This is a genomic window from Ferdinandcohnia sp. SAFN-114, from assembly GCF_059415045.1.
Window position 1 is genome coordinate 46407 of the sequence record NZ_JBPFDQ010000024.1, and the last position, 14460, is coordinate 60866.

Consider the following 14460-nt stretch of genomic DNA (forward strand, 5'->3'; position numbering starts at 1 on the left):
CATATTTGGGGGTGAACATATGAGTAGAATGCGTGTATACGAATATGCAAAACAACAAAATATCTCAAGTAAAGAAGTTATTACAAAGCTTAAAGAGATGGACATAGAGGTTAAAAATCATATGGCAACAATTGAAGGAGATATTTTGAAAAAATTGGATCAAACATTTGGTAAAAAAACAGAAACTGCTAAGGCTACAAGCGAGCAAAATAAAAATAATAACTCAAAACCACCTGTTAATAATAATGCTACAACTAAAGTGGTTGACAAAAAAGAAGTTAAGAATAAGCCTGCAACTCCTAAAAACCGTGACGCTAAAAAGCCTGAAAATCAAGGACAGAAAAAGGGTTTTCAGTCAAATCATAACAATAATAACAGAAGAAATAAAAACAACAGACAAAAAGGTAATAACCGTCCAAATCATCAACAACAACCGGTTCAACCAAAGCCTGAAAAAAAATTACCTGAAAAAATTACTTTCATTGGTTCATTAACCGTTGGAGAGTTAGCAAAAAAATTAGGTAAAGAGCCTTCTGAGATTATTAAAAAGTTATTCATGTTAGGTGTTATGGCGACAATTAACCAAGAGCTTGATAAAGATTCCATCGAATTAATTGCTTCTGAATATGGTGTTGAGGTCGAAGAGGAAATTGTCTTTGACGTTACCGAATTCGAACAGTATGTCGAGGAAGATAATGAAGAGGACCTAATTGAAAGACCTTCGATTGTTACAATCATGGGACATGTAGACCATGGTAAAACTACTACTCTTGATTCCATCCGAAATACAAAGGTTACAGCTGGGGAAGCTGGTGGGATTACACAGCATATTGGTGCTTATCAAGTTGTTGATAACGGAAAGAAAATAACTTTCTTAGACACACCAGGACACGCCGCTTTTACCACTATGCGTGCGAGAGGTGCTCAGGTTACTGATATTACTGTTTTAGTAGTCGCAGCAGATGATGGTGTAATGCCGCAAACAGTTGAAGCAATTAACCATGCAAAGGCTGCTGAGGTGCCAATTATCGTAGCAGTGAATAAAATGGATAAACCAACAGCAAATCCTGATCGTGTAATGCAGGAATTAACTGAACATGGTTTAGTTCCTGAGGCTTGGGGAGGAGACACAATCTTCGTTCCAATCTCGGCGTTAACAGGAGAAGGAATCGACAACTTGCTTGAAATGATTCTTCTAGTGAGTGAAGTTGAAGAATATAAGGCAAACCCTAAGAGAAGAGCAACAGGTACTGTAATTGAAGCAAAGCTCGATAAAGGAAGAGGTTCAGTTGCTACACTACTAGTCCAAAACGGAACGTTACGCATTGGTGACCCAATCGTAGTTGGAAACACATTTGGTCGTGTCCGTGCAATGGTTAATGATTTAGGCCGTCGTGTTAAAGAGGCAGGACCTTCTACTCCAGTTGAAATTACTGGACTAAGTGATGTCCCACAAGCCGGTGATCAATTCGTTGTTTTTGAAGATGAAAAGAAAGCACGACAAGTTGGAGAAGCTAGAGCTCAGAAGCAATTAGTTGAGCAACGTGGTGACAAAGTGAAAGTAAGTCTAGAAGATTTATTTGAGCATATTAAACAAGGTGAAATGAAGGAAATTAACTTAATCGTAAAAGCTGACGTTCAAGGTTCTGTTGAGGCTTTGGCAGCTTCTCTTCAAAAAATTGATGTAGAAGGTGTTAAAGTTAAGATTATCCATACCGGTGTCGGTGCGATTAATGAATCTGATATTACACTTGCATCAGCTTCAAATGCAATTGTAATCGGCTTTAATGTACGACCTGATGTGAATGCGAAACGAACTGCAGAAGCAGAAGAGGTCGATATCCGTCTTCACCGCATTATCTATAAAGTAATTGAAGAAATTGAATCTGCAATGAAGGGTATGCTTGACCCTGAATTTGAAGAGAAAGTAATTGGGCAAGCAGAAGTACGTACAACCTTCAAGGTATCGAAGATCGGTACAATTGCTGGTTCTTACGTGACAGATGGTAAAATCACTCGAGACAGCGGTGTTCGCCTAATTCGTGATGGAGTTGTTATCTTTGAAGGAGAAATTGATACATTAAAACGTTTCAAGGATGATGTGAAGGAAGTTGCGCAAAACTATGAGTGTGGTATAACAATTGCGAAATTCAACGATATTAAAGAAGGAGATATCATTGAAGCATTTGTGATGCAAGAAGTTGATCGACATTGATCGGCTATGTAGAGTGTGAATGCGTCATTTATGATGCGAATTCTTTAAAAGCAAAACGTGCCGTTTTACAAAGTGTCATTACTCGACTCAAACAAAAGTTTAATATTTCAGTTGCGGAGGTAGACCATCAAGATACATGGCAACGCACTAAATTAGCCATTGTTACTGTATCTTCAAGTCGAAAGCACTCTGAACTCGAATTAAACAATGCTCTAAAGTTTATTGATTCGTTTCCGGAATTAGATCGAACAGTAACCGATTTTGAGTGGTTATAACGAGGTGATATAAAGATGAGTTTACGACCAAATCGTGTTGGAGAACAAATGAAAAAGGAATTGAGTGACATAATTGGACGGAAGATAAAAGATCCACGCATTGGATTTGTAACTGTTACCGACGTTCAAGTTACTGGAGACCTTCAGCAAGCGAAAGTTTTTATTTCGGTTTTAGGTGATGAAGAGCAAAGGCAAAACACATTAAAAGGTCTTGCCAAAGCGAAAGGTTTTATCCGGTCAGAAATCGGTCAACGTATTCGTTTACGGAAAACACCTGAGATTCTTTTTGAATTTGACGAATCAATTGATTATGGGAATCGAATTGAAACGATCCTACATGAAATAAATAAAGATTCAAATCAAGAATCAAACCGAGAATAAAGTAGAGGATAGGCTTTAATATAAAGTCTATCCCTTTTTTCAATTTTTAAGAAAATTGTTTAAAAAACACCTATCTAAAGGTTTAGGGGAGTGGCTCTAAGTGGATGGAATTTTACTGCTTAATAAACCAAAAGGGATGACTTCCCATGATTGTGTATTCAAGGTACGGAAGTTAGTAAAAATGAAAAAAGTAGGACATACAGGAACATTAGATCCAGACGTATCAGGTGTTCTGCCAATATGTTTAGGAAGAGCGACTAAAATCGTAGAGTATGTAACTGCGGCTAATAAGACCTATGAAGGTGAAGTGAAATTAGGGTTCTCAACTACTACAGAAGATGCCTCAGGTGAAGTGGTAGATGAAAAAGGAGTAGACCGTGATATAACCAAAGATGAAGTATTGAATGTACTTCATTCGTTAACGGGTGAAATCATTCAAACCCCTCCAATGTATTCTGCTGTTAAAGTCAATGGAAAACGACTTTATGAGTATGCTAGACAAGGAATGGTAATCGAAAGACCATCCCGTAAAATTACCATACATAAGCTGGAGCTACTTAGTGATATAGTCCATACCAATCATACAGTATCATTTCGTTTCCGTGTCACCTGTAGCAAGGGTACGTATGTGAGAACGCTCGCTGTACAGATTGGTGAAAAGCTAGGGTATCCATCTCATATGTCCGATTTGATAAGAGTCTCTTCTGGTGAATTTAAGCTTCAACAATGTATGACACTTGAAGAACTTGAATACTTGGTGAAAGATGGACGCATTCAGGAACATCTCCTATCAATTGAAGATGCGCTTTCCCATTTGCCCAAATTAATAATTAATGATAAAGTAGCAGAGAAAGTAAAAAATGGGTCTGTCTTGCCGGTTCCACAGGAGTTAATTCAGATCCAGGTTGGAGAACCTATTGCTGTCCTATATAATGAAGATATCCTAGCAATATATCAAAGGCATCCAGAAAAACCCAACTTGATAAAACCTATTAAAGTATTAGTCAATAATCAAGAATTAAAATAGGTTATTCGTGTAGAAAAGGTGAAATAGAAGTGAAGACGATATATATCACGCATCCACATTCCTTTAATCAAACAGATTTGCCGCCAACTGTATTGGCATTGGGATATTTTGATGGGGTCCATTTAGGCCACCAAAAAGTTGTTGAGACTGCAAAAAAGGAAGCAGAGAAACAAGGAATTGCTTGCTCTGTCATGTCTTTTGACCCTCATCCATCAATCGTCCTAAAAAAAGATGTTACACACGTAGAATATATAACTCCTTTGCATCACAAAGAAGAGTTATTTGCTCAATTTGATGTCGACTATTTGTATATAGTTAATTTCACCTCTGAGTTTGCGAGTCTTTCGCCACAACAATTTGTTGAGCAATACATTATCGGTCTTAATGTAAAACATGTTGTTGCGGGATTTGATTTTACGTACGGACGGTTTGGAAAAGGAACAATGGAAACTCTTCCTCAACATGCTAATGGGCGTTTTACCCAAACAACTGTAGAGAAATTAACCTTTAATAATGAAAAGGTGAGCTCAACGCATATCCGTGAATTTATACAAAGTGGTGAGGTTGAAAAACTTCCACCGTTATTAGGTAGATTTTACACAGTAAATGGGATTGTAGTAGATGGTGAAAAACGTGGTAGAACCATCGGTTTTCCTACTGCAAATGTTAAAACGAACGGAGATTATATTATTCCTAAAATGGGCGTGTATGCTGTTCGTTTAAAAGTTGGTTCAAAATGGTATAATGGAGTATGTAACCTTGGAGTAAAACCAACTTTTCATGACAATGTAAAGTTGCCTTCAATTGAAGTTCATCTATTTGATTTTAATGAAGATATTTATAAGGAAAAGGTTATTGTTGAATGGCATAAACGAATTCGATCGGAAAGAAAGTTTTCTTCCATTGACGAATTGGTGAAACAAATTGGACTAGATAAGGAACAGGCGAAGGAATACTTTGAGAAAATAGACGAACATACTTGCTTTTTATCGTAAAAAGTTGTATTCTAGTTAAGTATGAAAAAGAACCATTGCGTGGCAGTACGAATCACCAACGTCTGCTAGGTAATCGGGGATACTATAATAGGAGGTGAATAGGATGGCTATCACACAAGAGCGTAAGAACGAAATTATCAGCGAGTACAAAACTCATGACAATGACACTGGTTCACCAGAGGTTCAAATCGCTGTCCTAACTGAGCAAATCAATAAGTTAAATGATCATTTACGTACACACAAGAAGGATCATCATTCACGTCGTGGTCTATTAAAGATGGTTGGTAAACGTCGTAATTTATTAACATATCTTCGTAATAAAGACGTAACTCGTTACCGTGAATTAATCAACAAGCTTGGACTACGTCGATAATCTACGAAAAAGCGGGAGCATTCCCGCTTTTTTATTAGGTTAAAAATTGAGGGATTTTTTTCCTCCATTTCTACTATTTGAACAAAAATTCACTTTACATATTTAACGAGTATTGATATGTTCGAATAAATTAGTTCATACTATCATTACATATATTTGAATGTGATTTAGAGAGGGGTACTATTATATGGAACAAGGAAAGCAAGTTTTTTCCATGGACTGGGCAGGCCGACAGCTGACTGTTGAAATTGGTCAACTAGCAAAGCAAGCTAATGGGGCTGTATTAGTTCGTTATGGAGAGACTGCTGTCTTAAGTACAGCAACAGCTTCGAAAGAGCCAAAACCATTGGATTTCTTTCCGCTTACTGTAAACTATGAAGAACGATTATATGCAGTTGGAAAAATCCCTGGAGGTTTTATCAAACGTGAGGGTAGACCAAGTGAAAAGGCGATTCTAGCAAGTCGATTAATAGACCGACCGATTCGACCTTTATTTGCTGATGGATTCAGAAATGAAGTTCAAGTTGTCAGTATCGTAATGAGTGTTGATCAAGATTGCTCTTCAGAAATGGCAGCAATGTTTGGTTCATCATTAGCGTTATCTGTTTCAGATATCCCATTTGAAGGTCCAATAGCAGGTGTTACTGTTGGTAGAGTTGACAATCAATTTATTATCAACCCTTCAGTGAAAGACCAGGAAATGAGCGATATCAATCTAGTTGTTGCCGGTACAAAAGATGCGATCAATATGGTTGAAGCGGGTGCTGAAGAAGTTCCTGAAGAAGTGATGCTTGAAGCAATTATGTTTGGACATGAAGAAATTAAACGATTAATTGCTTTTCAAGAAAAAATCGTTGCAGAAATCGGTAAAGAAAAAAGAGAGATTGTCCTTTACGAGCTTGATTCAGAATTAGAAGCACAAATTCGTGCAAAAGCCGAAGAGGATATTAACAAAGCTGTACAAGTTGCTGAAAAGCATGCAAGAGAAGATGCAATTAATGAAATTAAAGCTGCAATTATAGAAGAATACACTGAACAAGAAGCTGATGAGGCGACTCTTAAGCAAGTGAAAGAAATTTTAAATAAACTTGTAAAAGAAGAAGTTCGACGCTTAATCACTGTTGAAAAGGTTCGCCCTGACGGAAGACAAATCGACGAAATTCGTCCACTTTCATCAGAAGTAGGATTATTATCTCGTACACATGGTTCTGGACTATTCACACGTGGACAAACCCAAGCATTAAGTATTTGTACACTTGGTGCATTAGGTGATGTGCAAATCCTTGATGGGTTAGGTATAGAGGAAACAAAACGTTTTATGCACCACTATAATTTCCCTCAATTCAGTGTCGGTGAAACGGGACCTATGAGAGGCCCAGGTCGTCGTGAAATTGGACATGGTGCTTTGGGTGAGCGTGCATTGGAACCTGTTGTGCCTTCTGAAAAAGATTTTCCATATACCATCCGCCTAGTTTCTGAAGTATTAGAATCAAATGGATCTACTTCCCAAGCTAGTATATGTGCAAGTACATTAGCTATGATGGATGCAGGTGTTCCAATTAAAGCACCTGTTGCTGGGATTGCTATGGGGCTCATTAAATCAGGAGAGCACTATACAGTATTAACTGATATTCAAGGCATGGAAGATCACTTAGGAGATATGGACTTTAAAGTTGCGGGAACATCAAAGGGTGTAATTGCTTTACAAATGGATATTAAAATAGCAGGTCTTTCACGAGAAATCCTTGAGGAAGCATTACAGCAAGCTAAAAAAGGCCGTATGCAAATTCTTGATTCAATGTTAGCAACACTAACAACCCCAAGATCTGAGCTTTCTAAGTATGCACCTAAGATCTTAACACTAAAAATTAATCCAGATAAAATCCGTGATGTTATTGGGCCAAGTGGTAAACAGATCAATAAGATCATTGACGAAACTGGCGTAAAAATTGATATTGAGCAAGACGGTACAGTCTTTATTTCTTCAGTTGATGAAGCAATGAACCAAAAAGCCAAGAAAATCATCGAAGATATTGTTCGTGAAGTAGAAGTTGGTCAAATGTACCTCGGAAAAGTAAAACGTATTGAAAAGTTCGGCGCATTTGTTGAAATTTTCAGTGGAAAAGATGGACTTGTTCATATTTCTGAACTTGCAGAAGAGCGAGTTGGAAAAGTTGAGGATGTAGTCTCAATCGGTGATGAACTTCTTGTGAAGGTTACTGAAATTGATAAGCAAGGCCGTGTAAACCTTTCAAGAAAAGCCGTTTTACGAGAACAAAAAGAAAAGCAACAACAATAATAAACTTTGGAAAGCCTGGTAAACCGGGCTTTTTAGGTTTTTATTTTTGTAATGAAATCGTTTTTTAAAGTTTGAACAGTTGCCATAGTACTTTTCTTGATTTGTGTTCTACCTTGTCCCTCCTTTACATATTTTCTAGTAAAGAGGGGGATTGTTATGAAAAAAAGGTATATACAATTTATTGCTTTTATATTCATATTATTGGTTTCAATTGGATCATTACATAATCCGTTCACTAATGATTACGTTCAGGGATTAAAAAACAGTACTTTAAAAGAAAGCGCTGACGCAATCCCTGTTAGTAGTAGTGACAAACTTTTAAATGAAATTGAAAAAAGGGCAATTGAATATAGTATTCCTGCAGAAGATGCTAAGATTGACCCTGTTTGGAAAGCAACACCTGGCCTCAATGGGCTTGAGGTAGATGTTAAAGCTTCATATGAAAAGATGAAAAAAGAGGGTGTATTTGATGAAAATAGGCTGGTGTATAAACAGCTATCACCTAAAGTTCATCTTGAAGATTTACCTTCGTCTGCTATTTATCGCGGAAATCCAAACAAACCACTTGTATCATTTATCATAAATGTTGCATGGGGGAATGAGTATATTCCTGATATGCTTGCGACGTTAAAAAAACATAATGTAAAAGCAACTTTTTTCTTAGAAGGAAGATGGGTAAAGGAAAATCCAGATTTAGCTAAAATGATTGTGGATGCTGGACATGAAGTAGGCAACCATTCCTATACACATCCTGATATGAAGACCTTGTCCTCAGATCTTGTTAGAGAGCAATTAATGAAGACAAATCAGGTAATTGAGGCAGCTACTGGGAAAAAGCCAACTCTCTTTGCTCCGCCAAGTGGAAGCTACCGTGATGAAGTCGTTAAAATTGCAGATGAACTCGGTATGAAAACAATTATGTGGAGTGTGGATACAATCGATTGGCAGCGTCCACAACCCCATGTTTTAGTTCAAAGGGTAATGGGCAAAGTCCATCCTGGCGCCATGGTTTTAATGCATCCAACATCACCAACTGCTCAAAGTCTCGAAAGATTAATTATATCTATTAAACAAAAAGATCTAGCAATCGACAACGTTTCTACATTATTAAACGAAGAACGTATAATACTAAAGAAAAAGTAGTGGTGTTTAACTTTATCCAACTATAAGTCCACCTTTTATAAAAGGCTACTAAATGAAATAGAGTATACAATCCAGTAGGAGAACAAAACCTAGTTGAATAAAGTTAAAGCCTCCGGCGGATGCCACGATTTTTTAAAGGTAATTTTTCGAGCATAAGATCAAAGACTAAGGACGCCACTTCCTGTGGCAACGTCTTTGTGACCCACCTCGTGTGGGCCTAAAAAAATCGGGCGCAAATACGCCAAGGCGCATTTGATTACAGGAGGAATCCAGCATTGATTAAAAAGTATACTTGTCAAAATGGTGTAAGAATTGTATTAGAAAACATCCCAACTGTTCGATCAGTTGCAATTGGTGTTTGGATTGGGACAGGATCACGAAACGAAAGCCCCGAGAATAACGGTATTTCTCATTTTCTAGAACATATGTTTTTCAAAGGTACGAAGACAAGAACAGCAAGAGAAATTGCGGAGTCTTTTGATAGTATTGGTGGACAGGTAAACGCATTCACCTCAAAAGAATACACTTGTTATTACGCAAAGGTATTAGATGAACATGCAAAATTTGCACTAGATGTTCTAGCGGATATGTTCTTCAATTCGAACTTTGATGAAGAAGAACTGAAAAAAGAAAAAAATGTAGTACTAGAAGAGATAAAAATGTACGAAGATACACCAGATGATATCGTCCATGATTTATTAAGTAAGGCTACTTATGAAAATCATCCATTAGGTTATCCAATTCTAGGAACAGAAGAAACATTGGAAACCTTTAATGGTGATAAACTACGTCAATATATGAATCAAATGTATACTCCAGAAAATGTGGTCGTGTCTATCGCTGGTAATATTGATGAGAACTTTATTTCTGAAGTTGAGTCATACTTTGGTAGTTATTCAGGAAATCAGACGAAATATGAGTTGCAAAAACCTTCATTCCATACAAATAAGATTACTCGAAAGAAAGAAACCGAACAAGCGCATCTTTGCTTAGGCTTTAATGGCTTACAAATTGGAGATAAAGATGTGTACGATCTTATTGTGCTAAATAATATTCTTGGCGGTAGTATGAGTAGCCGTCTATTCCAAGACGTACGTGAGCAAAAAGGGCTAGCGTATTCTGTATTCTCTTATCATTCCTCTTATAAGGATGCAGGGATGGTCACCATTTATGGGGGCACAGGAAGTAAACAACTTAATTTGTTATTTGAAACAATACAGGAAACATTAGCAAAGCTTAAAGCAGAAGGTATCACCGATAAGGAATTAAAAAATAGCAAAGAGCAAATGAAGGGTAGCCTTATGCTCGGACTTGAAAGTACAAACAGTAGAATGAGCCGAAATGGTAAAAATGAATTATTATTAAAGAAACATAAAAACCTAGATGAAATTTTAGATGAAATTAATGTCGTTAGTGAAAATAGCGTGAATGCAATGGCAGAACGAGTCTTCACAGACGATTTTTCACTTGCATTAATTAGCCCTACAGACGATTTACCGAATAAGCTTTCAAATTGATTTTGATTCTAAAAATGTGGACTACTCCATACACTGTACAAAGGACATGTGAGGGGTGGTCTTTTTTGAGGCTAAGTGAATTAAGTGGAAAAGAAATTGTTGATGTAAAACGAGCGGAAAGACTAGGCGTTTTAGGTCAAACTGATTTAGAAATTGATGAGAGAACCGGTCAAATAAAGGCTCTCATCATTCCATCTTTAAAATGGTTTGGCTTAAAGAAACAAGGCAATGAAGTTCGCGTATCATGGCAGCATATACGCAAAATTGGTACAGATATGATCATCATTGATATTCCAGATGATTTTGGAACAGAATAAGCAGAATAGTAATACAATGTAAACCCACGGGACTCCCGCGGGTTTTTTATTTTTTTAGGAAAATGTTATTCTAAGCAAATTTCAGCTTGTTCTTTCACCTATTTGAGCAATGCCTCATAGTATGGTGAAGTAAATAAAATTATGGTAATTTTATGGATTGTTGAGGCTATCCCTCAAAAAACGATATGAAAAAACCGAAGTTCACCGACGTGATGACTAACATACACTCGGGGTTCACTTTAGGTAAAAGAAGGTGATAAAACATATGTTAACTGATATGCATGTGGCTATTATAGGTGGAGATGCACGACAGTTGGAGGTAATCCGTAAACTAATTGAATTAGATGCAAGGCTTTCTTTAATAGGATTTGATCAATTAGACCATGGGTTTACTGGAGCATCAAAAGAACGATTAGACGAAATCGACTTTACAGATATAGATGCAATTATTTTACCGGTATCAGGAACAAACAGTGCAGGAGAGGTTGAAACTATTTTTTCAAATGAAACAGTCGTCTTATCTGAAGATATTCTATCACAAACACCTGAACACTGTGTTGTCTATTCGGGAATTAGCAATTCCTATTTAGATGGGATTATAAAGGCAACCAATCGAAAATTAGTGCGTTTATTTGAAAGAGACGATGTTGCAATTTATAATTCCATTCCAACCGTTGAAGGAACCATTATGATGGTCATTCAACATACTGATATAACCATTCATAATTCAAGAGTGGCTGTACTAGGTCTTGGCAGAGTTGGAATGAGTGTTGCAAGAAGCTTTGCTGCTTTAGGGGCAAATGTTAAAGTTGGTGCAAGAAAAACAGAGCATATTGCAAGAATTACGGAAATGGGATTGACGCCTTTTCATCTATCGGATATTGCTGAAGAAGTTAAGGATATCGATGTTTGTATTAATACAATCCCACACTTAATCGTGACGGCAAGTGTGATTTCCAAAATGCCTGCACATACATTGATTGTTGATCTAGCCTCTAAGCCCGGGGGAACAGATTTTAGATATGCAGAAAAAAGAGGGATAAAAGCCTTATTAGCACCTGGGTTACCTGGTATTGTCGCTCCGAAGACAGCCGGTCAAATAGTTGCGAATGTATTATCTCAACTACTTCTTGAGTTATTACAACAAAGAGAGGAGAACGAATAATATGGCTTCATTAAAAGGAAAAAGAATCGGATTTGGTCTTACAGGGTCTCATTGTACGTACGATGCTGTATTTCCAGAAATAGTTAGACTGGTTGATGAGGGTGCTGAAGTAATACCTGTTGTGTCGTGGACTGTTCAATCAACTAATACCCGTTTTGGAGAAGGAGCAGAGTGGATTGAAAGAATTGAAAAAGCAACAGGGAATAAAGCAATTGACTCGATTGTAAAAGCAGAACCATTAGGTCCCAAAATCCCTCTTGATTGCATGGTGATTGCTCCACTTACAGGGAATTCAATGAGTAAATTCGCGAATGCGTTAACTGATTCTCCAGTCTTAATGGCTGCTAAAGCAACCTTACGTAATCAGTCCCCTGTTGTTTTGGGAATATCCACAAATGACGCATTAGGTTTAAATGGTGTGAACCTAATGAGGTTAATGGCAACAAAAAATATATACTTTATTCCGTATGGCCAAGATGCACCAACAAAAAAGCCTAATTCAATGGTTGCGCGTATGACGATGTTAAGGGACACTGTTGCTGCAGCAATTGAAGGAAAGCAATTACAGCCGGTAATTGTAGAAAGATTTCGTGACGACGAAGAATAACGAAAATTTTTTGAATAAAGGGGAAAGAATGAAAATTCTTCTCTCCTTTAGTACTTGTATGTGGTAAAATATATATCATTAAACGTAAATTAGACGTTCTAGTAATACTTGGAAGGGGAATTTCAAATGACAGTAGAAAAAGAATTACATGTTGCGGTTGTAGGTGCTACAGGTGCTGTAGGAATGCAAATGATCAAAACACTTGAAGAAACGGATTTTCCATTAACTAAATTAACTTTATTATCATCAGAACGTTCTGCTGGTAAAAAGATTGACTATAAAGGTAAAGAAATAACAGTTGAGGTTGCAACACCAGAAAAATTTGAAGGTGTTGATATTGCCTTATTTAGTGCTGGAGGAGGAGTATCAAAAGAACTAGCTCCTGAAGCAGTTAAGCGCGGTGCAATTGTAGTTGATAACACAAGTGCATTTAGAATGGATGAAAATGTGCCATTAGTAGTACCAGAGGTAAACGAAAATGACCTATTAAAACACAATGGAATTATTGCAAATCCAAACTGTTCTACTATTCAAATGGTTGTTGCTTTAGAACCAATTCGTAAGGCTTATGGTTTATCCAAGGTTATTGTATCAACATATCAAGCAGTTTCAGGATCCGGAGTTGCTGCGATTCAAGAAATGAATGAGCAAACGAAGGAAATTATCGAAGGTAATGAAGTTACGCCTAAGATCTTACCTGTAAAAGGTGACAAAAAGCATTACCAGATTGCTTTTAATGCTATTCCACAAATCGATAAATTTGAAGATAATGGGTTCACTTTTGAAGAAATGAAAATGATTAACGAAACTAAGAAAATTATGCATTTACCTGAGCTTCATGTTGCTGCAACATGTGTTCGTTTACCAGTTGAAACAGGACATTCAGAATCTGTTTATTTTGAAACAACTAAAAATGATGTGTCTGCACAAGACGTAAAAGAATTATTATCTTCTGCACCAGGAATTGTATTAGAAGACAATCCAGCAGAGCAAGTATATCCAATGCCAATTCATGCAGTTGGTAAAAAAGATGTGTTCGTAGGAAGAATCAGAAAAGACCTAGACCAAGATAATGGGTTCCATATGTGGGTAGTATCTGACAATCTACTAAAAGGTGCTGCATGGAACTCCGTACAAATTGCTGGTAGTCTTATTAAGCTAGGCTTAGTAGCGAAATAATCGTTTGAACCAAAACATGAGGTGGTATCATGAATATCGTTGTTCAAAAATTTGGCGGAACCTCAGTACGGGATGAAGAATCAAGGGAAAGAGCAAGAAAACATATTGAAAGTGCCGTCTCGGAAGGATATAAAGTAGTTGTTGTTGTATCGGCTATGGGGAGAATGGGTGACCCATATGCAACTGATACACTTTTAAGCTTAGTAGGGGAGCAAAATCCAGCAATTAGCGATAGGGAAATGGATATGCTAGTATCCTGCGGAGAAATTATTTCTAGTGTCGTTTTTACCAATATGTTAAATCAATCTGGAATCTCTGCAGCTGCTTTAAATGGTGGGCAGGCCGGTTTCAGGACAAATGGTGATCATACAAATGCAAGAATTATTGAAATGAAGTGTGACCGTTTGTTACAAACACTTGAATCCCATGATGTAGTTGTAGTCACAGGCTTTCAAGGAATCTCTAAAACAGGTGACATTACGACCTTAGGTAGAGGTGGAAGTGATACTTCTGCTGCGGCACTTGGTGTTGCATTGCAAGCTGAGTGGATTGATATTTTTACAGATGTAGAAGGTGTTATGACAGCAGACCCACGAATCGTTGGTGATGCAAAGCCACTATCAGTCGTAACATATAACGAGATCGTGAACATGGCATACCAAGGTGCAAAAGTAATTCATCCGCGTGCAGTTGAAATTGCAATGGATGCAAAGGTACCCATAAGGGTACGTTCAACTTATTCGGATGCACCTGGAACTCTTGTAACAACAATCGATAAACGTCGAGGTGTCGAGGTCAAGGATCGATTAATTACAGGTATTGCACACGTGACAAATGTAACGCAATTAAAGGTTCAAGCCAAAAAAGGCCAATACAATCTTCAAACAGAATGATACTATGTCAAGAAAATAGACACAGATTTTTCTACCGCGCTTTCGCTTGGTAGCCTTCATAAAAAAGTTTAAAT

13 protein-coding genes and 1 pseudogene are annotated in these 14460 nt (G+C 37.2%); all 14 read left to right on the forward strand.

Features of this window, described 5'->3' with window-relative positions:
* Window positions 1-19 precede the first annotated feature (19 nt).
* On the forward strand, window positions 20-2215 hold the full coding sequence (gene infB, locus ACR65M_RS09940; RefSeq protein ID WP_341331865.1) for a translation initiation factor IF-2: 2196 nt from the start codon (window positions 20-22) through the stop codon (window positions 2213-2215).
* Window positions 2212-2490: a DUF503 domain-containing protein gene (locus ACR65M_RS09945; protein ID WP_099362979.1), complete on the forward strand. Its 279-nt coding sequence runs from the start codon at window positions 2212-2214 to the stop codon at window positions 2488-2490. Before infB ends, ACR65M_RS09945 begins: the two co-directional genes overlap by 4 nt.
* A gap of 15 nt (window positions 2491-2505) precedes the next feature.
* Entirely contained in the window at window positions 2506-2871 is a 366-nt protein-coding gene (gene rbfA / locus ACR65M_RS09950; protein ID WP_077617859.1) for a 30S ribosome-binding factor RbfA, read from the forward strand.
* A 100-nt stretch (window positions 2872-2971) separates the two neighbouring features.
* Window positions 2972-3898, forward strand: a complete 927-nt coding sequence (gene truB, locus ACR65M_RS09955) for a tRNA pseudouridine(55) synthase TruB (RefSeq protein WP_440273232.1) — start codon at window positions 2972-2974, stop codon at window positions 3896-3898.
* 29 nt (window positions 3899-3927) lie between these two features.
* Window positions 3928-4893 carry a bifunctional riboflavin kinase/FAD synthetase gene (ribF, locus tag ACR65M_RS09960; RefSeq protein ID WP_440273233.1) on the forward strand — a complete coding sequence of 322 codons (966 nt, stop codon included), beginning with the start codon at window positions 3928-3930 and terminating at the stop codon, window positions 4891-4893.
* 103 nt (window positions 4894-4996) lie between these two features.
* Window positions 4997-5266: a 30S ribosomal protein S15 gene (rpsO, locus tag ACR65M_RS09965; RefSeq protein ID WP_341331862.1), complete on the forward strand. Its 270-nt coding sequence runs from the start codon at window positions 4997-4999 to the stop codon at window positions 5264-5266.
* A gap of 187 nt (window positions 5267-5453) precedes the next feature.
* On the forward strand, window positions 5454-7565 hold the full coding sequence (gene pnp, locus ACR65M_RS09970; RefSeq protein WP_440273234.1) for a polyribonucleotide nucleotidyltransferase: 2112 nt from the start codon (window positions 5454-5456) through the stop codon (window positions 7563-7565).
* A 156-nt stretch (window positions 7566-7721) separates the two neighbouring features.
* Window positions 7722-8708 (forward strand): polysaccharide deacetylase family protein, encoded by a 987-nt coding sequence (locus ACR65M_RS09975; protein ID WP_341331860.1) that lies wholly within the window; start codon window positions 7722-7724, stop codon window positions 8706-8708.
* 275 nt (window positions 8709-8983) lie between these two features.
* Window positions 8984-10225: a M16 family metallopeptidase gene (locus ACR65M_RS09980; protein WP_341331859.1), complete on the forward strand. Its 1242-nt coding sequence runs from the start codon at window positions 8984-8986 to the stop codon at window positions 10223-10225.
* A 65-nt stretch (window positions 10226-10290) separates the two neighbouring features.
* Window positions 10291-10542: a YlmC/YmxH family sporulation protein gene (locus ACR65M_RS09985; protein ID WP_341331858.1), complete on the forward strand. Its 252-nt coding sequence runs from the start codon at window positions 10291-10293 to the stop codon at window positions 10540-10542.
* Window positions 10543-10807: 265 nt separating this feature from the next.
* On the forward strand, window positions 10808-11707 hold the full coding sequence (dpaA, locus tag ACR65M_RS09990; protein ID WP_440273235.1) for a dipicolinic acid synthetase subunit A: 900 nt from the start codon (window positions 10808-10810) through the stop codon (window positions 11705-11707).
* Between the two features lies 1 nt (window position 11708).
* A complete protein-coding gene (gene dpaB, locus ACR65M_RS09995; protein ID WP_121446619.1) occupies window positions 11709-12314 on the forward strand; it encodes a dipicolinate synthase subunit B in 606 nt (201 codons plus the stop codon).
* A 126-nt stretch (window positions 12315-12440) separates the two neighbouring features.
* Window positions 12441-13493, forward strand: a complete 1053-nt coding sequence (gene asd, locus ACR65M_RS10000) for an aspartate-semialdehyde dehydrogenase (protein ID WP_440273236.1) — start codon at window positions 12441-12443, stop codon at window positions 13491-13493.
* Window positions 13494-13522: 29 nt separating this feature from the next.
* A pseudogene (locus ACR65M_RS10005) lies at window positions 13523-14383 on the forward strand (aspartate kinase); the annotation flags it as partial.
* Window positions 14384-14460: the final 77 nt, after the last annotated feature.

Excerpts from the sequence above, each read along its gene's own strand:
- rbfA (WP_077617859.1), top strand. The coding sequence starts at position 2,506 with ATGAGTTTACGACCAAATCGTGTTGGAGAACAAATGAAAAAGGAATTG.
- ACR65M_RS09975 (WP_341331860.1), top strand. The coding sequence starts at position 7,722 with ATGAAAAAAAGGTATATACAATTTATTGCTTTTATATTCATATTATTG.
- dpaB (WP_121446619.1), top strand. The coding sequence starts at position 11,709 with ATGGCTTCATTAAAAGGAAAAAGAATCGGATTTGGTCTTACAGGGTCT.
- infB (WP_341331865.1), top strand. The coding sequence starts at position 20 with ATGAGTAGAATGCGTGTATACGAATATGCAAAACAACAAAATATCTCA.
- dpaA (WP_440273235.1), top strand. The coding sequence starts at position 10,808 with ATGTTAACTGATATGCATGTGGCTATTATAGGTGGAGATGCACGACAG.
- rpsO (WP_341331862.1), top strand. The coding sequence starts at position 4,997 with ATGGCTATCACACAAGAGCGTAAGAACGAAATTATCAGCGAGTACAAA.
- pnp (WP_440273234.1), top strand. The coding sequence starts at position 5,454 with ATGGAACAAGGAAAGCAAGTTTTTTCCATGGACTGGGCAGGCCGACAG.
- asd (WP_440273236.1), top strand. The coding sequence starts at position 12,441 with ATGACAGTAGAAAAAGAATTACATGTTGCGGTTGTAGGTGCTACAGGT.